General features: G+C 49.5%; 19 protein-coding genes. 5 read left to right on the forward strand and 14 right to left on the reverse strand.

What is annotated here, in order from left to right:
* Positions 1-60: 60 nt before the first annotated feature.
* The 9 genes from ACTJJS_RS22130 to trpS form a co-directional block, all read right to left on the reverse strand.
* The gene (locus tag ACTJJS_RS22130; protein WP_168871824.1) at positions 61-1,383 is read right to left on the reverse strand and encodes an aspartate kinase; all 1,323 of its coding nucleotides are present in this window, start codon (positions 1,381-1,383) and stop codon (positions 61-63) included.
* Between the two features lie 80 nt (positions 1,384-1,463).
* Entirely contained in the window at positions 1,464-2,537 is a 1,074-nt protein-coding gene (locus ACTJJS_RS22135) for an Ldh family oxidoreductase (RefSeq protein WP_440665279.1), read from the reverse strand.
* Between the two features lie 7 nt (positions 2,538-2,544).
* Complete coding sequence (locus ACTJJS_RS22140) at positions 2,545-2,859, reverse strand: DUF3467 domain-containing protein (RefSeq protein ID WP_168871822.1); 315 nt, start codon at positions 2,857-2,859, stop codon at positions 2,545-2,547.
* Positions 2,860-2,943: 84 nt separating this feature from the next.
* Positions 2,944-4,275: a SusD/RagB family nutrient-binding outer membrane lipoprotein gene (locus ACTJJS_RS22145; RefSeq protein ID WP_440665280.1), complete on the reverse strand. Its 1,332-nt coding sequence runs from the start codon at positions 4,273-4,275 to the stop codon at positions 2,944-2,946.
* Positions 4,276-4,299: 24 nt separating this feature from the next.
* Positions 4,300-7,530, reverse strand: coding sequence for a SusC/RagA family TonB-linked outer membrane protein (locus tag ACTJJS_RS22150; protein ID WP_440665281.1), 3,231 nt, complete (start codon positions 7,528-7,530; stop codon positions 4,300-4,302).
* A gap of 446 nt (positions 7,531-7,976) precedes the next feature.
* Positions 7,977-10,040 carry a ComEA family DNA-binding protein gene (locus tag ACTJJS_RS22155; RefSeq protein ID WP_440665282.1) on the reverse strand — a complete coding sequence of 688 codons (2,064 nt, stop codon included), beginning with the start codon at positions 10,038-10,040 and terminating at the stop codon, positions 7,977-7,979.
* A complete protein-coding gene (locus tag ACTJJS_RS22160; RefSeq protein ID WP_440665283.1) occupies positions 10,016-10,804 on the reverse strand; it encodes a hypothetical protein in 789 nt (262 codons plus the stop codon). The genes ACTJJS_RS22155 and ACTJJS_RS22160 overlap by 25 nt, the downstream gene beginning before the upstream one ends.
* A gap of 157 nt (positions 10,805-10,961) precedes the next feature.
* On the reverse strand, positions 10,962-11,597 hold the full coding sequence (locus ACTJJS_RS22165) for a deoxynucleoside kinase (protein WP_168871817.1): 636 nt from the start codon (positions 11,595-11,597) through the stop codon (positions 10,962-10,964).
* A 44-nt stretch (positions 11,598-11,641) separates the two neighbouring features.
* Positions 11,642-12,652, reverse strand: a complete 1,011-nt coding sequence (gene trpS / locus ACTJJS_RS22170; RefSeq protein ID WP_168871816.1) for a tryptophan--tRNA ligase — start codon at positions 12,650-12,652, stop codon at positions 11,642-11,644.
* A gap of 186 nt (positions 12,653-12,838) precedes the next feature.
* Here trpS and gatC point away from each other — a divergent pair, with 186 nt between their 5' ends.
* From gatC to ACTJJS_RS22195, 5 genes are read left to right on the forward strand one after another with little or no spacing between them, the layout of a single operon-like run.
* Positions 12,839-13,129: an Asp-tRNA(Asn)/Glu-tRNA(Gln) amidotransferase subunit GatC gene (gene gatC / locus ACTJJS_RS22175; RefSeq protein ID WP_440665284.1), complete on the forward strand. Its 291-nt coding sequence runs from the start codon at positions 12,839-12,841 to the stop codon at positions 13,127-13,129.
* A 4-nt stretch (positions 13,130-13,133) separates the two neighbouring features.
* Positions 13,134-13,847, forward strand: coding sequence for an ABC transporter ATP-binding protein (locus tag ACTJJS_RS22180; RefSeq protein WP_168871814.1), 714 nt, complete (start codon positions 13,134-13,136; stop codon positions 13,845-13,847).
* Between the two features lie 34 nt (positions 13,848-13,881).
* Positions 13,882-14,442, forward strand: a complete 561-nt coding sequence (locus ACTJJS_RS22185; RefSeq protein ID WP_440665285.1) for a cob(I)yrinic acid a,c-diamide adenosyltransferase — start codon at positions 13,882-13,884, stop codon at positions 14,440-14,442.
* A gap of 21 nt (positions 14,443-14,463) precedes the next feature.
* A complete protein-coding gene (locus ACTJJS_RS22190; RefSeq protein WP_440665286.1) occupies positions 14,464-15,051 on the forward strand; it encodes a riboflavin synthase in 588 nt (195 codons plus the stop codon).
* 12 nt (positions 15,052-15,063) lie between these two features.
* Positions 15,064-15,747 carry a hypothetical protein gene (locus tag ACTJJS_RS22195; protein ID WP_440665287.1) on the forward strand — a complete coding sequence of 228 codons (684 nt, stop codon included), beginning with the start codon at positions 15,064-15,066 and terminating at the stop codon, positions 15,745-15,747.
* A gap of 2 nt (positions 15,748-15,749) precedes the next feature.
* Here ACTJJS_RS22195 and ACTJJS_RS22200 read toward each other — a convergent pair whose 3' ends face one another.
* The 5 genes from ACTJJS_RS22200 to ACTJJS_RS22220 are packed head-to-tail and all read right to left on the reverse strand — an operon-like array spanning position 15,750 to position 21,187.
* Positions 15,750-17,102 (reverse strand): DUF58 domain-containing protein, encoded by a 1,353-nt coding sequence (locus ACTJJS_RS22200; RefSeq protein ID WP_440665288.1) that lies wholly within the window; start codon positions 17,100-17,102, stop codon positions 15,750-15,752.
* An 11-nt stretch (positions 17,103-17,113) separates the two neighbouring features.
* Positions 17,114-18,094, reverse strand: a complete 981-nt coding sequence (locus ACTJJS_RS22205) for an AAA family ATPase (RefSeq protein WP_168871809.1) — start codon at positions 18,092-18,094, stop codon at positions 17,114-17,116.
* Positions 18,094-19,323, reverse strand: a complete 1,230-nt coding sequence (locus ACTJJS_RS22210; protein WP_440665289.1) for a hypothetical protein — start codon at positions 19,321-19,323, stop codon at positions 18,094-18,096. Before ACTJJS_RS22210 ends, ACTJJS_RS22205 begins: the two co-directional genes overlap by 1 nt.
* Positions 19,320-20,186 carry a DUF4129 domain-containing protein gene (locus ACTJJS_RS22215; protein ID WP_440665290.1) on the reverse strand — a complete coding sequence of 289 codons (867 nt, stop codon included), beginning with the start codon at positions 20,184-20,186 and terminating at the stop codon, positions 19,320-19,322. Before ACTJJS_RS22215 ends, ACTJJS_RS22210 begins: the two co-directional genes overlap by 4 nt.
* A gap of 5 nt (positions 20,187-20,191) precedes the next feature.
* Positions 20,192-21,187: a stage II sporulation protein M gene (locus ACTJJS_RS22220; protein ID WP_168871806.1), complete on the reverse strand. Its 996-nt coding sequence runs from the start codon at positions 21,185-21,187 to the stop codon at positions 20,192-20,194.
* Between the last annotated feature and the right edge of the window lie 32 nt (positions 21,188-21,219).

The following is a 21,219-nucleotide window of genomic DNA, read 5'->3' on the forward strand; positions in this document are numbered from 1 at the left end:
AAAAGGGGCGTACCAGTTGGTACGCCCCTTTTTCCTTTGGATATCTTTAGCAGTAGCGGTTTACTCTAAACCGAACAGTCCTTTATTCAGCACCTGCAGTGTTTTTTCCTTGAACTGGCCATTTACCAGGATGGAAATGTTATGTCTGCTGCCACCGTAGGAGATCATACGCAAAGGAATACCTTCCATGGCATCAAACAGTTTGGTGATGATGGAAGGAGTAGCAGCCACCTCGTTGCCAACGATAGAAACGATGGTGTGATGATGGTCCAGTTCCACCGTACCAAACGGCTGCAGCTCTTTCAGGATCTGGTCCAGGTGCGCTTCGCTGTCGATGGTGAGTGATACGGCCACTTCAGAAGTAGTGATCATATCGATCGGAGTACGGTACTTCTCGAATACCTCGAATATCTTCCGGAGGAAGCCATAGGCCAGCAACATGCGGCTGGATTTGATCTTGATGGCGATGATACCGTCTTTTGCCGCGATAGCTTTAGCACCGTTGCCATTAGGCATTTCAGTGATGATGGTGCCTTTGGCTTCGGGCTGCATGGTATTGAGCAGTTTCACCGGAATATTAAAATGCTGCGCAGGCCAGATAGAAGCCGGGTGCAGGATTTTAGCACCGAAGTAGGCCAGCTCGGCGGCTTCATCGAATGACAGCTGCTCGATCGGGAAGGTTTTTTTCACTACGCGCGGATCGTTATTGTGCATACCATCGATATCGGTCCAGATCTGGATTTCTTCAGCCTGGATCGCGGCGCCGATCAGGGAAGCGGAGTAGTCGCTGCCGCCACGTTTCAGGTTATCCACTTCTCCTTTGGCATTACGGCAGATGTATCCCTGTGTGATGAATAACTTCTGACCTTTATGCTGATTGATCAGGTTACCCAGTTTGATTTTGATCTTAGGAATTTCCGGTTCTTCGTATTCATCGATGCTCATGAAATCCAGCGCCGGCAGCAAGACAGCGGGAATGCCGGCTTCTTCCAGGGATACGCAGAACAGGCGGGTAGACAACAGTTCGCCCTGTGCGAGGATATCTTTATTCAACGCTTCGTTGAAAGATATCTTCAGGATGATGTTCAGAAATTCAAAGTGTTCATCAATGATAGCTTTAGCGCTGGCACGACCAGCCTCCTGTTTCACCAATTCATCGCAGAAGGTCCTGTAATGGCTTTCCAGCTTGTCTATCTGCTGCTTCGCCTGTGCTTTTTTGCCTTCCGACAATGACTGGCTGATTTCCACGAGTGCGTTCGTGGTGCCTGACAGGGCAGACAGTACCACAATTTTCTGATCATTATCTGCTGTGATCAGTTGCGCTACTGAATGCATGCGCTCTGGTTTTCCCACGGAGGTTCCACCAAATTTTAACACTTTCATCTGAATATAATTGTTTTTGCCTCTTGCCGGGATAGCAGTCTGCTGGCCCGTTTCCGGCTGTTTATATGAATGATAGAAATTTAAAAATTCAAATTAAATTTAGCAGCTACCTCCTGCATATCTTTCACTACCGGCGCCAGAACAGGTATTCCGTTTTCCAGGCGATGGCTGTGCATTTCCCTTTCCGGGTCACCGGGTATGAGCACCTGTTTACCTTCCACCGGTACTGCGGCCCTGAAGCGGCTGATCCAGGTGTCCATGTGGGTTTTGAATTCATCTGCCGGGCGGAACGCATCTACGCGCATGGCGCCGAAGAAATGTCCCAGTCCTTCACCCACCGGATCAGGGGCCAGCGGCAGGAAGCTCACAAAAGGAGGCGCCCATGGTCCGTAATTGGCCCCGGAAAGAACGGCCGAAAATATATCAACTATTGCTCCCAAACAATACCCTTTGTGACTTCCATGATCGCGGTCGCCGCCTAATGGCAGCAAAGCCCCGCCATCTTTGAGTTCATGCGGGTTGGTGCTGGGATTGCCATCTTTGTCCTGAATCCAGCCAATGGGAGCTTCCTGGTTTTTACGTTGCAGGATCTCCAGTTTACCATTGGCAGCAGTAGTCGTGGCGAAATCTGCTACGAACGGCGGTTGCTCTTTCGCCGGGATGGCCACCGCAATGGGATTGGTGCCCAGCATTCTTTCTTTCGCGAAAGTGGGCGCTACCAGTGGGCTGGCGTTGGTCATAGCCATACCGATCATATCCTGGTCCAGCGCTTTCATGGCGTGGTAACCAGCGATACCGAAGTGGTTGGAGTTTTTAACGCTTACCCAGCCGGTACCGGCAACAGCAGCTTTCTGTATGGCCACTTCCATGGCAAACGGCGCTACAACGAGGCCCAGGCCTGCATCGCCGTCAACAACAGCCGTGCTGGGTGTTTCGTGTACAATGCGGATATTGGGACGGGCGTTAATCCTTTTGGCTTCCCACAAACGCACATAGCCGGACAACCGGGCTATACCGTGAGAATCTATCCCCCGCAGATCAGCCGCTACCAGTACTTCACTGGCCAGCATAGCATGGTCGCGGGAGCAACCCATACGAATAAAAACCTCGCGGGTAAACTCCGTCAGATGATGATAAGAATAAATATGTTCCATGGTGTAATCAGGCTTGAGCAGTGGGACCACCAAAATTCATGGGCACAGAAACCGGCTCCTGGTCCTGAATTGTGCCGTGAACAGATTCGTATTTTTTGACATTATCCTGCAATGCCTTCATAAAACGCTTGGCATGCTGGGGCGTAAGAATAATGCGTGACTTGACTTTTGCTTTCGGCAGGCCCGGCATCACATTGACAAAATCCACTACAAACTCGGCATTGGAATGGGTGATTATAGCGAGGTTGGCATATTGCCCTTCCGCAATCTCTTCATTTAACTCGATGTTAAGCTGATTCTGCTCTTCGTGCTGATTTTCCATATCTATATGATTTAGCCCCACAAAAATAGAAAAAGAGGGCTCAATGAGCCCTCTTTTTTTATGGAAAGCGGTTAAACGGCTTTTTTACTGGTCCCACCACATTTTGGTAGTGAGTGAAATACCGGTAGGCACATTAGCACCATTGTAGGAAAGCTCAGACTGTGGATAAGGATAACGTCTCGGAATTTCCTTGCCGGCATTTTTGGACGTCAGCGCCGGAAAGCCCGTGCGACGCCAATCGGTGAAGTTCTCCGCCTGCAGGTACATCGCATAATATTTCTGCGTCAGGATGAGCTTCAGTTTATCAGTAGCGCTGGCTGCCGGATCATATTTCACTTCCGGTTTGGCCAGATAACCTGTTGGGTCAGCTTTTACAGAAAGGAAGGAGCCAGTTACTGCTGCTTCGTAGTGGGCCTGCGCATCAGCATCCTGTCCGAGACGGGCGTATGCTTCTGCCAGGATAAAGTCCAGCTCATAGGCAGTCAACAGGTACACAGGGGAAGTTTTGGAGTCGTAGGCGCCGCCCAGGTATGGTCCCACCCTGCTATCGCTCAGCGCTTTCATCTGGTTGATCATAAACGACTGGTCGTAGGTAATGTATCCGGGACGTTGGGCATTGAACTGCTGCACCGGATTAGCCCTGGTAGGGTCGTTCAGGAAAGCCACTGTAGCTTCCTCACCTGCGCCGATAATGCCGCCTGCCGCCTTGGACGCGTCAATTACCTTCTGTGCATAACCAGCAGGATCCTTTTTGGTGAGATGGATCAGCGTCCGCATCCGGTAAGAGTTAGCGAATTTTATCCAGAGAGCAGGATCACCGCCGTAAAGCACATCGTTGCCGCCGGGCACCGGTCCCAGCTGTGGCTGGTTCAGGTCAGCGATAGCTGAAGTGAGCAAACCATCGATGGTTTTATAGATATCTTCCTGTTTATCATATTTCGGTTTGAACTTAAAATCCAGTCCCTGAAAAGCATCGCTGTAAGGGATGTCTCCCCAGAGGTCAGTGCTGGTGCCCAATACATAGGCGATCAGTATTTTGCTGGCGCCACTGTAGAAATACCATTTCTTGGGTTCTGACATTTTACGCAGTTCTACCAGGTCATTGAGCGTGCTCTGATAGAGATTGCTCCAGCAGTTGGTCAGGTTATCTGCCACGATCTGGTATAACTGGTAGTTCTTAAACTGCTGGCTGGTGCCGTCCACCTGATTGGTGAGCAGGCTGGCAGTGAGGGCAACGTCTGCGCCACCAATCGTATAGGCGGCAGTTACTTCCGCCCCGGTGAGGATGGCCGCAGGCGGAGCGTCTACAGGCCTGTCCTGATCGTTATTAACATCCAGGTACTTTTTACAACCGGAACCCAGCGCAAGCAGGGCTGCGAAACCAGCAGTGACAAGTGTTTTATTGAGAATAGTCATAACTTCTGTTTTTCGATTTTTCAATTAGAACTCAAATTTTGCACTGAAGCCGTAGGTTTTGGAGCCAGGGTTGTTGAAGTAATCAAATCCTTGTGCTTCCTGCGTACCGAAAAGACTTGTTTCAGGATCTACGCCGGTGTATTTGGTATGCAGCCAGAGATTTCTTCCTATAGCCGTCAACGTTACTGCATTGAACCAGGGTTTCTGTTTTTTGAAGACCCTGGAGCCTGTCAGCCTGTAACCGATAGACACTTCACGCAGCCTTACCCAGCTGGCATCCTGGATGAATGGTTCATTTACCACAAAGCCGCTGCCTACGCCACTGTAGTAGTCAGCATTCAGATCAGCCTTGATATCGTTTTTCTCTCCTTTGGTAACGAGATTATTGCTACCGTCCAGGTGTCCTTTTACACCATCAAAGGTGGTTTGGGAACCTCTGGCGAGTGTATTGGCACTGGTACCAAAGTTGGTCATGGCGCCCCAGGTACCGTTCCACATGCTCTGACCTTGTTTGGTTTCAATCAGGAAACTGAGGATAATACCTTTGAAATTGAACATGTTTCCTACAGAGCCGGACCATTTGGGGTTTACATCACCCAGGTACTGTAACGGATCATATACGATCGGATAGCCGTAAGAGCCATCGCCAGGCGTGCCTTCGTCATTAATAACCAGGCGGCCCTGTGCGTCTTTCAGGTAACCGGTACCGTAGAGTGAACCATATTGTTTACCTACGATAGCAGAAACGAAAATACCGGTGAAACCGTTGAAGTCGAAGCGGTCAATACCTTCGGCCAGCGCCAGTACCTTGTTCCGGTTCTGCGCATAGTTGAATGTCAGGGTCCAGTCCAGGTTTTTGGTACGGACCGGCGTGATGCCTACTGTCAGCTCGTGACCATGGTTTTCCATAGAGGCGGCATTCAGGAAGGCGGAGCCATAGCCACTGCTGGGCGCTATACTTACCTGATTTAACAACCCTTTACTCTTGCCTTTATAGTAGGTGTAATCAACTGTTACACGGTTGTCAAAGAAACGTAGTTCCGCACCTGTTTCAAACTGGTTCGTTTTTTCTGCGGTCAGATTGGGATTACCCAGTGTGCTGCTTTTGGAATATCCTACCAGGCCATTATACGGGAAAACAATACCGTTGGTCCAGCCGTCAATAGGCGCAGTGCGTGTATAGTACGTTTGCAGGCTATATGGATTGAGACCGCGGCCTACGCTGGAAAAGGCTACGCGCACTTTACCATAGGACAGCACATCGCTCTTTATTTTCAGCCCTTCGGTAAACACATAGCCGAGGCTGGCGGAAGGATAAAAGAAGAACTGGTTCTTCACCGGCAACGTGCTGTTACCTTCGTAACGACCGGTCAGTTCCAGGAACAGGTAATTGTTGAACGCTACGTTTGCCTTACCATAGAAAGCGACCCTGCGTTGCTGGGTATTCGTGATAGACAAGGTATTGCTACCTGTGTTGGTAACGCCCTGAAAGTCGTTGCCGCTCAGCCCATCGCCCTGTGTATGCAGGTATTTGGTTTTATAATCGTACACGTTTTGACCAACGAGGAAGGAATAGTCAAAGTTGCCTGATTTTTTAGTGAACGTAGCAAAGAGGTCATTGTTGATAACCAGGGTGCTGAGTTGATCTTCAAAATATTGTCCATCGGGGAAACCACCGGAGCCTTTGGAATAGATCTGTTTACGGTTGTCCATGGAATAGTCGCCGCCAAACCTTTCGGTAATACTCAACCACTCAAAAGGCTTGTAAACGCCGCCCACCGTACCAAAGAAACGTTGTACGTTGTCTTTAAAAGGATTCATATTGACAGTCCAGTAAGGGTTGTCATAGATACCTCTGCCGCGGTAGCTGCGCTGATCGCCGCTGTTATCACCGAGGAGATAAGCGGAAGGATCGGTAGGATCGGAAGCGCCGTTGGAGTTATCGAAAGTAGGTGTTGTTCTCAGAAGGCCCAGCATGATACCGCTCAGGTTACTACCCTGCTGCGCGCGGCGGCCGCCTGAATTAACATAGTTCATGGTGCTGAACATGCTGAACTTATCAGAGAACTTATAGTCCGTTGAGAAAGCAATGGTGTTCTTCTTAAAATCTGTGAGCGGGATCATCCCTTTCTGATTGTAGATAGAAGCAGACACGCGGTATGTCAGGTTGGGCGTAGCGCCGCTGATGGCCAGGTTGTTCTGTGTACCTACGCCTGTCCGGAAGAACTGGTAAGGGTCGTAAGCGATAGCCGCTTTACCGCCAGGGTTCTGGCTTCTGCCTACCAGCATACCATTTTTGTCCCACAGGTATGGTTTACCGTCGAACACGAGCGTATCTATGGCCGGTCCGAAAGAATAAGCTTTAGGTCCGCCGTCATCACCCGGATGGGAAAGATCGCCGTAACCCTGTGCATATTTGTTTTGTCTTTCCGGCAGCTGGCTTACCTTGTCGAAGTTGACAGTAATGCCATAGGAGATATTAAATGACCTGCCGTCAGGATTTCTTTTTCCTTTTTTGGTGGTGATGATCACAGCACCGTTGGAGGCCATGCTACCATACAATGCTGCGGCAGCAGGCCCTTTCAGCATAGTGATATTCTCTACGTCATCAGGGTTGATGTCCACCATTCTGTTGGATTGCAGTACACCGGCGGTACCTCCGCCATCGCTGGAGGTATTGGTTTCTGTATTGTCCACCGGTAAACCATCAATTACAAATAATGGCTGGTTGCTACCCATGATGGTCGTTGCCCCACGGAGCTGTACTCTCACCGGGGCGCCAGGCGTACCGGAAGCGGTCACGATACTGGCGCCGGCTACTTTACCGGAAAGGGCACTGAGAGGGTTGGAAGGAGCTGTTCTGACTAATTCTTCGCCTTTAACGTCCTGGGCAGCGTAGCCAAGCGCTTTTTTCTCCTGGCGTATACCCAGGGCCGTTACCACAACTTCCTGCAACGCTTTGGTATCTACCGGCAAGACGATATTAAGAGTGGGATTATCACCAACGGTCACTTCGCGGGTGAGGAAGCCAACGCTTCTCACCACAAGCACTGCATTAGCGTCTTTTACCGTGAGGTGGAAATTTCCCTGTCTGTCGGTAGTAGTACCGGTGGTGGTGCCTTTAATCTGTATGGTAGCCATAAGTACCGGGCTTCCGTCACTGCCCTTTACTGTACCTGATACCTGCCGTTCCTGGGCATAAGTCAGGCTGACAATTGCCATGGGCATGGCAAAAAGGAGTAAAACCTTTTTCATAAAAAGATTCAAATTTTGGTTGAAAAAGAAAGCGGACAAGCGTCCAGCATTATATCGTTGTCATAGACCTGGCATATACAATACAATTGTATATACCGCTAACGGCATAAATAACTTCTGATCTGGCTTTGATTAACGTACGATAGACAGCAAAAACCATTTCTATAATCGCATATAGTCACAAGCAAACGAGCAAACAAGCAAATAAGACTAGCAAGTTGGAATAGCCATTGCTAAGGGCACAGCTTTTTTAAAGGTAAAAGCGCCTCATTGATAGTTTAGTTTTTAAGATTTAGATTTTGGTTGAACATCCCCAAGTTATAAAAAAAAACCTTTCTAGCCCCTTTGCAGTTAACATTTTTTTAACAGCAAAGACCCCAAAGCATCTAATCAATTAACAATCATTCATTTACGAGAATAAAAATTAATACCGGTTGAAGGACTGCTTACCATGACCGGAGCAGTTGAAACTGAAAAAAGGTTTTTCTGTCACCTGTGACCATTTCCTGCCCTGTCCCGATGGTTTGCTGCCCGAAGTATATCACCTGATGCATTCGCAGCCAGCAAGACAAACGACGGTTTATTTTCCACTTCGCGTTCAGGTAGTACTGCCAACCATCTCCATATAACATTGAGACGGTGTTATCATATAATACGCTACGCTCATAAGCGTATATCCGTGTGTTATAGTCTGCCGTTCCAAAACGGGTAATTCTTGCATTGAGCGCCAGCGGGCAGGCACGCGGATGCCATGCCGCCTCCAGGTATGCCAGCCATCCTGTTTTCCTGCCGGTATCCGCTGCGTACATGCTGTACTCTGCTCTTGACCTGAACTGCCAGCTGTGGCCATAGGTACTTTCACCCTGCAAACGCAGATGCGTTGATGTTACATCCGTCAGTACGTTCAGCGCATTGCCTGCAGCCTTTCTGTTTTCCGCATGGGTGGCATTCGTGATCCGCAGTGACAGCCGTTTTCGTTTATTGGGCGTGTATACTGCCTGTACTGAAAAATCATGCCCGCCTGAAGGTGCATCCACGCGGTATTTCAGCCAGGGAAAGCGAAAGAAGTCTGCATAGCCGTCTACCTTCCAGCGATTGCTGAGCAACATGCTGACACCTGTGTACCAGCCCTGTTCATTCACCGTCCGGGAGCCATCCCCGAAGCTGCTGGTGTAAAACGACTGGTATGCTTTATCATAATACCGGTACATCATCGCCACGTCCACCATGGGCGCCACACTGGCCAGCGCGCCCTGCACGATGGCAGGCCTGCCGTTATCGCTGGCGGCCACCTCCCCAAACAGATGAACATTTTTCCAGTATGCCGCATAATCCATACTGGCGCCGGTCAGCTGCGTGCCGGTGAAATCAAACTGGCTGTACGGTTTCAGTTCCCGTTGCAGTGCAGGGTTAAGACGGTGACTAACGATATTGGCGCCCAGCTGCCAGCGACGCTGCTGATAACGGACACTCCCACCGCCGCTCCACTGTTGCACCGTTCCCTTGCGTGACAGTTCCGCCAACGTACGGTGATACCCGCTACGCTGCAAGGCAGTGGCACTTCCCGCATCCTGATCGTCATCGGCAGACAACGTACCGTCCAGCCGCCGCAGCGACACGAAGGCCGTGGCCTGCCACGCCCGCTGCTCCCAGGTGGCGGCCGCGCCCCGGAAGAAATTATTTTCCCCGGCGGAAGTATGTGGCCGCAGGATATCACCTTCCCGCTTTACCTGCATGGCAGCCGCTCCTTTACCATAGGCATGCGCCTGCCACTGCAACAGTCCCTGTCCAAGGTTCACCGTGTAATCTCCCAGGGCGATGGTCTTCAGCCCGCATACATTACGGACAAACAGATGCGCACTGTAATAGTCAAACCCATACTGCTTCGGAAACCCGCTCCACGGCTCACCTGCATCTTTCTCCATGGTGACGCCCCAGCTGATATAACGCGGAAAACTATACCGGTAACGCAGCAGTATCTTGTCCGGACCGCCCTGATAGGCTGGCGGTGCGGTGGCAGTGCCCTGATAGCCGCGGGGCTTTTCCAGCTGACGGCCGTACCGTAACATGGCAGTATGGCCGCCTTTATGCAGATAATCATGCAGGCTGTAATGCGGCATAAGGTCATCGCCTACTTTCACATAGGGCAACAACTGCCGTATCACCTCCGGTTCAAATCCCGGCACCGCCTGGAGTTCATAGATACTGACCAGGTTGCCCAAAAGGCGCCGGTAAGTGAGGAACTCCTCCACCTGTATGGCCGTCAGTATTCCTAACGACTGCAACATGGCGCCATCAGCAGTATTTAGCTGTATTTTATGCCGCATAAAATCTTCCAGCTGCTGCCAGTCCTCATCATCGTCTGATGCGGCGTCTGTTGCGGCAGTTTCTTTTTCCAGCGCATTTTCCATGACGGCAGGCAGCTCCGTTACCTGTCTGGCTGCCGCCTTCTCCCAGCTACCACACAACAGCAGCCATATCACGGTTATTCGGTACCATCCCGCTGCCATATGATAGTGGTTGAAGGGGTGATGCCCAGTTGAGGGTGAAAGCCGGCTGCAAACATGATCTGCAGCATATGCCAATGAATGGTGATACCGGCATGCTGAAAGGGCGCACAGGTGGCAAATCCCCATTGCAATGCCAGTGGCGGAACGATCCGATAGCTGGCTGTTGCTTTCAGCCAGGCGGTTTCATTGTCGGCTTTTCCTATTTCGGCACTCAGTAAAAAAGCGGAGGAAGCCTCAGAACCAATACCGGCACTGTATATGGTCGTCCCTGGCCGGGAATGGCTGATACGGACGCCGGTATGCCACTGCTCACCGGCATGCCATAACAGGCCGCCGGTAACGGCCACGCCACCGCGACTGCCATAACCAGTTATCGCTTCTGTGAGGTAACTGCCCTGCAGCCCTATTCCGGCGTTCCGTCCCAGCCGCATGCCATAGGCCAGTGCGGCCTGCTGCCGGTAATAAACGCTGCTGCCTAAGCGCATCAGCTGTAAACCAAACGCACCGGCCCCTGTGGGAATAGCGGCCATAGCCTGGTAAAGCGGTATCTCCTGTAATAAAAAACGTTGTTCTGCATAGATACCTGCTGTAAAGGCGTGCAGACAAGACAACCCGGCGGGTTGATAAGCGGCCGAAGCCACCTGCTGAAAATGACGGCTGTAACTGCCTGCGGCAGCATCTTTGCCGGCCGGCGTGGATAAAGACTGTGCATACGTCATCAGAAAGTATGACACACAAACAATGGTCAGTAACAATGGTTTCATAGCGGGGTTTTAACAAACAATTCCTGTACGACAAACATACACCACTAAAAAATGGCAAATGTTAATCACTTCTAAACGCGTGAAAAAAATTTCCCGGAAAATAAAAACCCCGCCTGGCGGTTGCCAGACGGGGCGTAATAAGCTGTTGCTGTAAGGATCAGAAAAGTCCGTGCAGCTGGGAATCTATTTTTGAAATGATTTCTCCGAGGTCTTCATCGCTCTCGGGAAATTTATTTTTATCAATATCAATCACCAGCAAAGGACCTTCATCATATTTCTCAATCCAGTTGTTGTAATATTCGTTTAGCCGTTTGAGATAGTCGAGCCGGATATTTTCCTCATATTCCCTTCCTCTTTTCTGTATCTGTGCTACCAGCGTGGGCACGGACGCCTGCAGGTAAATCAGCAGGTCCGGTGGTTTCACCATGCTTTTCAGCGTCTGGAAAAAATTGAAATAGTTATCAAAATCCCTTTTGGTCATCAGTCCCATCTCATACAGGTTGGGCGCGAAAATATGCGCATCCTCGTAGATAGTGCGGTCCTGTATCACTGTCTCTTTTCCATTCTGGATTTCGAGCAGCTGTTTCAGCCTGCCGTTTAAGAAATATACCTGCAGGTTAAAAGACCAACGGGGCATATCCTCATAAAAATCGTTCAGATATGGGTTGTGCTCTACATCTTCATACTGCGGATGCCATTTGTAATGGCGGCAGAGCATTTCGGTGAGGGTGGTTTTACCCGCGCCGATATTGCCGGCGATCGCGATATGTTTGATTTTATTTTGTTTTGCCATGCTTATGAAAGGTCGTGAATACTGAAAAATGCTGACAGTTGTGGTTACTCAAAATAGTTTAAACCAATGAGATTTCTCGCCTGTTGCAAAGTTTGTGCCGCATTTGCCCGTGCTTTTTCAGCTCCTTCTTTCATGATCTTATGCAGATAAGCGCGATTTTCCTGCAGGTCTTTCGCCTTTTCGCGGATAGGAGCAATAAATTTCACCATATCTTCCCCCAGTTGTGTTTTCATATCTCCATAGCGGATCGTGCCGGCATTAAAAGCATCAACATAAAACTGAACGGTATCAGGAGCAGATACCAGTTTCATGATTTCAACCAGGTTAGCTACGGATTCCGGCATAGGTTCGCCTGGTATGCCGCTGCCACTGTCGGTTTTAGCTTTTTTCAACTTCTGGCGGATCTTTTCATCATCGTCTGACAGGTAAATGGTAGACATTTCATTTTCGCTCTTGCTCATTTTACCACCTTTACCATCGAGGCTCAGAATACGCACAAGGTTATCACCATAGTTGAAAGCCACCGGTTCAGGGAACAGCTCACCATAACGGTTATTAAAACGCTGCGCGAAGTTGCGGGCCATTTCCAGGTGTTGTCCCTGGTCTTTGCCCACCGGCACTTTCACGGCACGCTGAATAAGAATGTCCACGCTCATCAGCACCGGATAGGTCAGCAGGCCGGCGTTTACGTTTTCGGGCTGCAATCTTACCTTGTCCTTAAACGTAGGTACTTTTTCCAGCTCACCTTTATAAGCCAGCATATTCATCAGCAGATACAGCTCTGCTATTTCCGGTACATGGCTTTGAGCGTACAGGGTCACTTTTTCCGGGTCGAGGCCGGAAGCAATGTTTTCCGCCAGCACCCGCATCACATTGGCTTGCAGGTCTTTCGGGTTCGGATGGGTCGTCAGCGAATGCCAGTCCGCCACAAAAAAGTAGCAGTCAAACTCTTCCTGCATCCGGATATAATTACGGATCGCGCCAAAATAATTGCCTAAATGCAAATAACCGGTGGGGCGTATGCCGCTCACCACAATTTCTTTTTCTGTAGCCATAACAGGGCGCAATTTAAAGAATAGCTGTTAGCTTTTAATATTCCCTTGCCTGCCGATCTGTAAAAAAATATCATAAAATGTGCAAAAAGGCGATGGCAGGCAGCTGAAAGCTCTCCGTTTATCCCTATTTTTGAGATACCATCATTTTGGCTATTACATTTTATTATTTTTTGATTTAATTTGATTATGGAAGTGAACGACGCCCTGGTACAACAGTTAGCCGACCTCGCCAGACTGGAATTCAACGAGCAGGAGAAAACCGCCATCCGTGGCGACCTTCAGCGGATGATCACCTTTGTGGAGAAACTCAACGAACTGGACACTACCGATGTAAAACCGTTGTTACATCTTACTGCTGACTATAATGTTTTCCGGGAAGACAGGGTGACGACCACCATCACCCGGGAAGAAGGCCTTCAAAACGCACCTGCGGCCACCTCTGAATACTTTGAGGTACCGAAAGTCATAAAGAAATAACCACATGCAAAAGTCCGTTATCCACCTGGAAGACATCAGAAAAAGCTATTTTTTAGGTAAAAATGAGCTACCGGTACTGAAGGGGGTATCCCTGGACATCTTCAAAAACGAGTATGTTGCCCTGATGGGACCTTCCGGCTCCGGTAAATCCACGCTGATGAACATTCTCGGATGCCTGGACTCCCCCACCGCCGGCAAATATATCCTGAGCGGCCACGACGTCAGCACCATGGCAGACAACGACCTGGCCGGCGTTCGCGGTAAAGAAATCGGTTTCGTTTTCCAGCAGTTCAACCTCATGCCCCGCCTTACCGCTCTCGAAAATGTGGCCATCCCCCTCATCTACGCCGGTATCGGTAAAAAAGAAAGGGAGGAAAAAGCCCGCGAAATGCTCGAAAGGGTAAAACTGGGCGACCGTTACAAACACAAACCCAACGAACTGTCCGGTGGACAGTGCCAGCGTGTGGCCATCGCCCGCGCCCTCGTGAACGATCCTTCCCTCATCCTGGCCGATGAACCGACCGGTAACCTCGATACCAAAACCTCCATCGAAATCATGGACATATTCGGCAGCATCCACGCTTCGGGCAACACCGTCGTACTGGTGACGCACGAAGAAGATATTGCCGATCACGCCAGAAGGATCATCCGCCTGAGAGACGGTGTCATCGAGTCTGACAGGGTCAATGAGAAAAAAGAAGCCCTGCTCAAATCATGACCGCTGCGTAATTCGTATTTTGCAGAAAAAAGACATGTCTCTTAAAATATACACCAAAACAGGGGATAAAGGCAAAACCTCCCTGATAGGCGGTACCAAAGTACCCAAGAGCGATCTCCGCATAGATGCCTATGGCACCGTAGACGAACTGAACTCCTATATCGGTCTGGTCAACGATTACATGGCAGATCCGGACACCAAAACACTGCTGAAGGAAATACAAGACCGCCTGTTCACCGTCGGCGCAGCACTCGCCTGCGATCCCGACAAAGAAACGAAAATGCGCATCCCCGACCTCCACGAAGCAGATATCCAACTGCTGGAAACCAGCATCGATAAAATGAATGAAGAACTGCCCCCCATGAAACACTTCATTCTGCCAGGCGGACATGTGGCCGTATCCACCTGCCATATCGCCCGCTGTGTATGCCGCCGCACTGAAAGGCTCTGCGTAGGCATGCAGGAACAGGAGATGTTCATCGAACCGCTGGTCCTTAAATACATCAACCGCCTGAGCGACTACCTCTTTGTATTGGCCCGCTGGACCGGCCACAAGCTGGGCGTGGAAGAAATTCCCTGGAAACCAAGGGTATAGTTTTTTTCTTAAATTCGCTGCATGTTCACAGGAATCATTGAAACAACAGGAGAAGTTATGTCCACCCGCAAAGACGGCGGTAATCTCATTATCAATATCAAGTCGTCAATTGCCGGTGAACTCAAAATAGACCAGAGCGTTTCCCATAACGGTGTATGCCTTACCGTTACAAACATTCAGGGCGATACCTACGAAGTGGTAGCTGTCGCGGAAACGTTACAGAAAACCAATCTGTCACTGCTGGTGCCAGGCGCACAAGTCAACCTGGAAAGGGCCATGGTCTTCAACGGCCGTATAGACGGGCACCTCGTGCAAGGCCACGTGGATGGCACCGGCACCTGCATTTCTCGCCAGGAGCAAAATGGCAGCTGGCTGTACCGCTTCACCTATCCTACCGCCAACGCCGGCCTGATAGTGGAAAAAGGAAGCATCTGCATGAATGGCATCAGCCTTACCGTATTCGATATCACGGAGAAAGAATTTTCTGTGGCCATCATACCATATACGTTCGCATTCACCAACGTACAATTCATGCACCCCGGACACCTCGTTAACCTGGAGTTTGACATTCTGGGTAAATACGTAGCCAGACAAATGGCGGTGCGATAAACAATAAAGACTTTGAAAAAACACCTGCTGCTGTCCATATCACTGCTGCTCACACTGCTGGCACATGCCCAACAGACAAAAGTGGCACGTATCAACGTGTGGTACGATACCACCGCCGTGTCCGAACTCTATGACCGGGTGCCTGTCGGCGTGGAGCTCGTATATAGCGACAGCAGCAGCCGCCAAACCACCGGCATGTTGCGCGGCAACCTCCGCTGGAATAAAATACAGGTCAGCACGTCCAACGGCAATATCCGGGACGGTATCCTTTATTTCGACCGCCTGCAACTGGTAAAGGACCATTATCGTGTAACCATTACCGTTAACGGGGAAGGAAATACGTCCCTGTCAAATACACTGACCCTGCCTTACCTGGTAGGCATGCGTTTCAACCATTATGCGGACAGCATCAAACGTAACATCCGCTATTATATGAACGTAGAGGGGAAATTCAGCAGCGGGCGGGTACTGCCGCTGGATACCGTACAACTGCGGTTCCGGACTTCTGCCGGTACTGTTATCGGTCAGGATGTATTGGTGGAACAAAATGATACGGCAAAGGCCGTGATCATGGAAGCATGGTACAAAGCCAACCCTAACCTGTATATTCGTTCAGAAGTACCTGTTAAAATAATGCCCGACCCCGAACTGCCTCCCCCGCCGGGACAGGCAAGGCCACGGGGCCGGCGTCAATAACGTTAAATCAGCGTACGCGCCTTCAGCTCCAGGTATTTGTTGACCACATTCAGCGTTAGATGTTCCGGTGTGCTCAATAAAGACATAATGCCGTATTTGGCCAGCTCTTTCACGATCAGCTTCTTATCGTAGGCAAACTTCTGTGCAATAGTCTGCTTGTAAATAGCTTCCACGTCCACGGCCTCCTGCTCTGTTATCCGCTTCAGTTCCGTATTCTCAAAAAACACGACCAGCACCAGGTGGTACTTCGCGAGCCGCCGCAGATAGGGCAGCTGCCGCTGCAGGCTGGACATCGATTCGAAATTGGTGAATAATATCAGCAGGGAACGCTGTGATAAATGACTGCGCAACTGTACGCTTAACGCTTCCAGGTCACTCTCCTTCCACTGTGTTTCCTGCGAATACAACAACTCCAGTATCTTGTTGAGCTGTACTTTTTTATTGCTCGCCGGCAACACTTCCACGGCACCTTCATTATACGTTACCAGTCCTGCCCTGTCGCCTTTGCCTAACGCCACATTGCTGAATACCAGCGAAGCATTGATGGCATAGTCCAGCAACGTCAGCCCGTCAAAAGGCATCTTCATGGTACGCCCCTTGTCGATCACACAGTATACCTGCTGTGATTTTTCTTCCACATAGTTATTCACCATCAGGTTACCGGAACGGGCGGTCGCTTTCCAGTTGAGCATACGCACATCATCCCCCTTCGTATACGGCTTGATATGATCAAACTCCATACTGTGGCCAATTACACGACGTTTATGCACCCCTATCTCATTGAGCCGGTTCATATAGGAATACAGGGAGAAATGCCGTAACTGCTGAAAGCTGGGATACACCTGCACATCCTGTTCGGTATTGAAGACGAAGCGGCGGTTAACGATACCTAGCGCGCTCTGTACAAAAATATAGGTATATCCGAAATGATATACGCCTCTTTCCACAGGACGCAGCTTATACCTGAATTCATACGCTTCACCGGCACCCAACTTCGCTTTCATAGCGAAATTACGGTCCTGGAACTGGAATGGCAGCTCCTCCACCAGTGTTGCAGACACCGGAAAAGGATAACGGTTGGTACAGGCAACCACTACGTCGTTTTCATCCCCGTTACTAAAGCGGGGACTGGCTGTACGCATGGCCTGGAAGATATTGGCCGGTCTCAGTACCAGCAATATCACATCCAGCACCAGTAATACCAGCAGCACCACAAAAATCAATATGGCAACATTGAACAGCCCCGGCACAAAAAAGGAAATGATGAACAACAGGATGTTGGCCCCCAGTCCCATATACAGGCGATTGCTGAAAAACAGCTGCTGATACAAGTTGTTTTTTACAGTTGAAGACATATACAATCAGCTTATCTGGGAACCTCTACCATCTTGATGATCTGTGCGATCACATCGTCCGTACGGATACCTTCCATTTCTTTTTCCGGTGTCAGCATAATGCGGTGACGCAATACGTGGGGGATCATTTCCACGATGTCATCAGGCACCACAAAGTCCCGGTTACGCATGGCAGCCATGGCTTTGGCGCAGTTCATAACGGCAATGGATGCACGCGGTGAAGCACCCAGGTACAAAGATGCGTTCATACGGGTTTCCTGGATAATGGAAGCGATATAGTGCAACAGCTTTTCGTCTATCCTTACCTGGCGCACCAGATTCTGGAATTCGATCATCTGTGTGGCCGTCACTACTTTCGCTATTACTGTAGACAGGTCTGTAGCGCCGTTCAGCCGTTGTACATTTTGCAGCACTGCCACTTCTTCTTTCAGGTCGGGGTATTTCACTTCCACTTTGAAAAGAAAACGGTCCAGCTGTGCTTCCGGCAACCGGTAAGTGCCTTCCTGTTCTATCGGGTTCTGCGTGGCAATTACCATAAACGGACGGTCCAGCTGGTAAGTTGTACCATCGTTGGTGATCTGCCTTTCTTCCATCACCTCAAAAAGCGCCGACTGTGTTTTGGCAGGGGCACGGTTGATTTCATCTATCAGTACCATATTGCTGAAGACGGGTCCTTTTTTGTATTCAAATTCCCGCGTTTGCGGATTGAATACGGAGGTGCCGAGTACATCTGCCGGCATCAGGTCGGGGGTGAACTGTATCCTGGAGAAATCAGCGTCTATACACTGTGCCAGCAATTTGGCGGTCAGTGTTTTGGCCACGCCCGGCACCCCTTCAATCAGTACATGCCCTTGCGTGAGCAGGCCCGCTATCAGCAGGTCCACCATCTGGTGCTGTCCCACAATTACTTGACCAATCTGTGCTCTGATAGCTTCCACGCCTTCATGCAGGGTGGTAAAATCAGTCCTGGGTTGAAAGGTATTGATGTCCATTATTTCGTATTTAAATAAAAATGTTGAATGCGTTGATAAAAATGCTGTAGTTGCTCGTCGCTTACCTGTCCGGCCAGCTGAATATGATGCACCATATTAATCAGCTCTTTTACTTCATTCTCAGGCATGGCCGCCTTTTTGGACAATGCTTCAATGAACTGTGCATTAAGGTGATTGGTGTTCAGGTAATAACGGTTACGGATATACTCCAACAGGTGCAATATCATTTTATGCGCCAGGTTGAAGTTATCGTGCTGCTGATAATACAACTGGCCGATGGCATCCACAAATTCAAGGGAATTGTTGGCCAGCACAGGTTTATCAGGAATGATGCGTTGTCTTCTTTTTCCTTCAAAAAGCACATACAGTAATAACAGTAATACCGACAGCCACAGTGCCCAGCGCATCGAAGGATAACGCATCAGCACCTGCCATTCGCTGAAATCGCCGGACTGTGCGCTGTCCTGGTGGCTGTAAAAATCGTCCCAGTAAATATTGGACGCATCTCCCGGCATGTAGGACAACTGCGTTTCCAGCGCCCCGATATTATCCTGTTCCAGCAGAAAGTAGTTGGAGAAAGTATAAGGGTTCAGCGATATAAAAAAGCAGCCGCGCCCGTGTACCACCCGGATGAAGTTGGGTTTGCCTTTAAAATTACTGCCCAGTACTTTCGTATAGGCGGTATCGATAGCAGAAAAATAACTGCCGGCTACCATACCGCTGTAGCTGTAAGTCGTGTCCAGCGGCACTGACTGATCATTATATCCCTGTACTTTGGTGGGAACGCCCGGCTGATAATTGTACCCTTCAACTACTTTACATTTCAGCTTCTTCGCCAGCAACGGATCAATTTTATTCACGCTCAGAAAAAGATAGTTGCCGATGGACACGCATTCCATCATGGCCTCCACATCTTTCTCCGTTGTAAACAGCTCGTTGGCCACCAGGATATAGTTGTTGTACGCATAACGCAGTTCTGATTCCTTTGCATAGGTGGTGGCAAAGGGTTTGGTCACTACCTGCACGGAGTGGCGGGTAAAAAGTTCCGGTAACGTTTTGAAGGCCACATAAGCGCCACCAGCCTTTTTATCCTTGCTGGAGAAAGATGATTTCTCCATTTTGGTAGATAACCGGTCGTTGTTCAGTGTTCCCTTTTTGCCGACAAAAGCCAGCAATATTACCAGGAGCAATACAACGCCGATGATGATATAGGTGGTCCTGTTTTTCACGAAGCTTTGCCTAATTGGTTATTAAAATCCCTGAACTGCTGGTCCATGGTCCTGAAGTTGTCCGCACTGATTTCAAATCCGCCGTACCAGATATATTCATAGTCCAGCGTTAATGTGGAAAACGCTTTATAGTAAGGTGTATTCCGCATGCTGCGCAGATAATCGTTGTTGGTTTTTTCCCGGCCGGGAGTGATCAGCTGGCGGTTGGCCAGTTGGAACAACGTGTACAGGTACCACCAGCGGATAGCCTGTCTTATCTCTCCCGCAGCGATGGCTGCACGGATTTTTTCTTCGTATTCCGACGCGCTTTGCAGGTTTTCTTCCTGTATTTCTTCCAGACCATCTACCAGTTTGGGTTTTCGGAAGATGCTCAGGTCGTTGTTCTTCATAAACCGGTACAACAGATAACCAAGCCCTGCTAATAACAGGATGAGGATTACCCAGCTAAACCGCCAAAGAAAATAGAACAACGCAGCAAAAAAACGGGCAACGCCCTCTCCGAATCCGGAGGTCGTTTTTTTGTCTTTATCGGGGTTATCACGATACTGCATGTCGTCGTCTGCTTTCAGTTCCCTCATGGTATTTTCATGCACCGCCCTTTTATCAAATGGGGGAAGCTCTACTTCTTCACCATATTGGTCCAGAACAGAAGACCCGGTCTGCGCCTGCGCCTGCGCGCCTTCCTCACCAGCAGCTGTTTCAACGGGTGTAATAACGGCCGACGAATCTTCTGCCGGCACAGCTATCGCCGGGGGCGGGTCGGTTGTTGGTGGCGGAACAGACTGTGCGGTCCCCTTCAGTGCTATGCCCAACAGGCATAACAACAGCAGCGACCAGCTATATTTTTTGCAAATGCTTCTCATGACAATTACTGCTTTGAACGGGGCAATGGAACAATCACTTTACCGCTTTCACTGAGGCGGTACCCTTTACGGTGCAGCCGGATAGGGTATACAACGAAGTAACCTATCATAAAAAACAATGAACCGGCGAGTATAAAAAGACTAAGCCACAACGGCATTTCAGTATAGCGGGTCACAAAGCCTTCCAGGAAAGCGGCCACCACGAAAACAGGGATCAAGGTCACCATGATTTTGATACCGTCTTTAGCGCCTTTTCGTAAGGAGTCCAGCCGCTTGCGGGTGCCGGGGAACAGGAGACTTTTTCCCAGAATAATTCCTGCACAGCCGGAAATAACGATACTGGATATTTCCAGTGTTCCGTGTATCCAGATCACCAGTATGGACTTGAAGCCCAGACCATGCGAAAAGAAAATATACTGGAATACGCCGAGCATAATACCGTTGTGCAGCAACAGGTACAACGAGCCTGCGCCGAGGAAGATACCACCAACATAACACATCAGCGATACCCGGATATTGTTGATCGCTATCTGCAGGAACATCAGCAACGGATTGCCCTGTTTATATACGCCGAAAGGGTCGTTATTCGCGATGTTCCGTTCTGTCATGTTTACATATTCATCTCCCAGAAAACCCCTGACAAATGTTTCATCATGCGCAGAAGAAAAAGCGCCGATGATACAGAACAGCAGGAAAAAACAAAGCGTAAACAACAACAGCCGGTGATACTGCCTGAACAACAGCGGCAGTTCATACCGGAAGAACAATTGAAAGCGGCCTACTTCCTCTTTGCGGTTCTGATAAATACGCTGGTAAATACCGGCTGCCAGTCCGTTGATATAGCGGGTTACTTTGCTGAAGCTATAGAATGTTTTGGCATAAGAGAGATCATCCAGTAAGGAAACAAATCTTTCCGCCATTTCATCGGGGTCCTCTGTTGGCTCCTCCTGGATCTGTTTCCAGCGGGGCAAATTTTTCTTGATAAACAACGATTCTCTCATAATGAGTCAAATTCCCTTTTTTTGAATCCGGA

Source organism: Chitinophaga sp. 22308 (genome assembly GCF_052045305.1).
Classification (GTDB): domain Bacteria; phylum Bacteroidota; class Bacteroidia; order Chitinophagales; family Chitinophagaceae; genus Chitinophaga; species Chitinophaga varians_A.

Excerpts from the sequence above, each read along its gene's own strand:
- ACTJJS_RS22140 (WP_168871822.1), bottom strand. The coding sequence starts at position 2,859 with ATGGAAAATCAGCACGAAGAGCAGAATCAGCTTAACATCGAGTTAAAT.
- ACTJJS_RS22145 (WP_440665280.1), bottom strand. The coding sequence starts at position 4,275 with ATGACTATTCTCAATAAAACACTTGTCACTGCTGGTTTCGCAGCCCTG.
- ACTJJS_RS22190 (WP_440665286.1), top strand. The coding sequence starts at position 14,464 with ATGTTCACAGGAATCATTGAAACAACAGGAGAAGTTATGTCCACCCGC.
- ACTJJS_RS22205 (WP_168871809.1), bottom strand. The coding sequence starts at position 18,094 with ATGGACATCAATACCTTTCAACCCAGGACTGATTTTACCACCCTGCAT.
- ACTJJS_RS22200 (WP_440665288.1), bottom strand. The coding sequence starts at position 17,102 with ATGTCTTCAACTGTAAAAAACAACTTGTATCAGCAGCTGTTTTTCAGC.
- ACTJJS_RS22220 (WP_168871806.1), bottom strand. The coding sequence starts at position 21,187 with ATGAGAGAATCGTTGTTTATCAAGAAAAATTTGCCCCGCTGGAAACAG.
- ACTJJS_RS22185 (WP_440665285.1), top strand. The coding sequence starts at position 13,882 with ATGTCTCTTAAAATATACACCAAAACAGGGGATAAAGGCAAAACCTCC.
- gatC (WP_440665284.1), top strand. The coding sequence starts at position 12,839 with ATGGAAGTGAACGACGCCCTGGTACAACAGTTAGCCGACCTCGCCAGA.
- ACTJJS_RS22160 (WP_440665283.1), bottom strand. The coding sequence starts at position 10,804 with ATGAAACCATTGTTACTGACCATTGTTTGTGTGTCATACTTTCTGATG.
- trpS (WP_168871816.1), bottom strand. The coding sequence starts at position 12,652 with ATGGCTACAGAAAAAGAAATTGTGGTGAGCGGCATACGCCCCACCGGT.
- ACTJJS_RS22165 (WP_168871817.1), bottom strand. The coding sequence starts at position 11,597 with ATGGCAAAACAAAATAAAATCAAACATATCGCGATCGCCGGCAATATC.
- ACTJJS_RS22130 (WP_168871824.1), bottom strand. The coding sequence starts at position 1,383 with ATGAAAGTGTTAAAATTTGGTGGAACCTCCGTGGGAAAACCAGAGCGC.
- ACTJJS_RS22215 (WP_440665290.1), bottom strand. The coding sequence starts at position 20,186 with ATGAGAAGCATTTGCAAAAAATATAGCTGGTCGCTGCTGTTGTTATGC.
- ACTJJS_RS22135 (WP_440665279.1), bottom strand. The coding sequence starts at position 2,537 with ATGGAACATATTTATTCTTATCATCATCTGACGGAGTTTACCCGCGAG.
- ACTJJS_RS22150 (WP_440665281.1), bottom strand. The coding sequence starts at position 7,530 with ATGAAAAAGGTTTTACTCCTTTTTGCCATGCCCATGGCAATTGTCAGC.
- ACTJJS_RS22180 (WP_168871814.1), top strand. The coding sequence starts at position 13,134 with ATGCAAAAGTCCGTTATCCACCTGGAAGACATCAGAAAAAGCTATTTT.
- ACTJJS_RS22155 (WP_440665282.1), bottom strand. The coding sequence starts at position 10,040 with ATGGCAGCGGGATGGTACCGAATAACCGTGATATGGCTGCTGTTGTGT.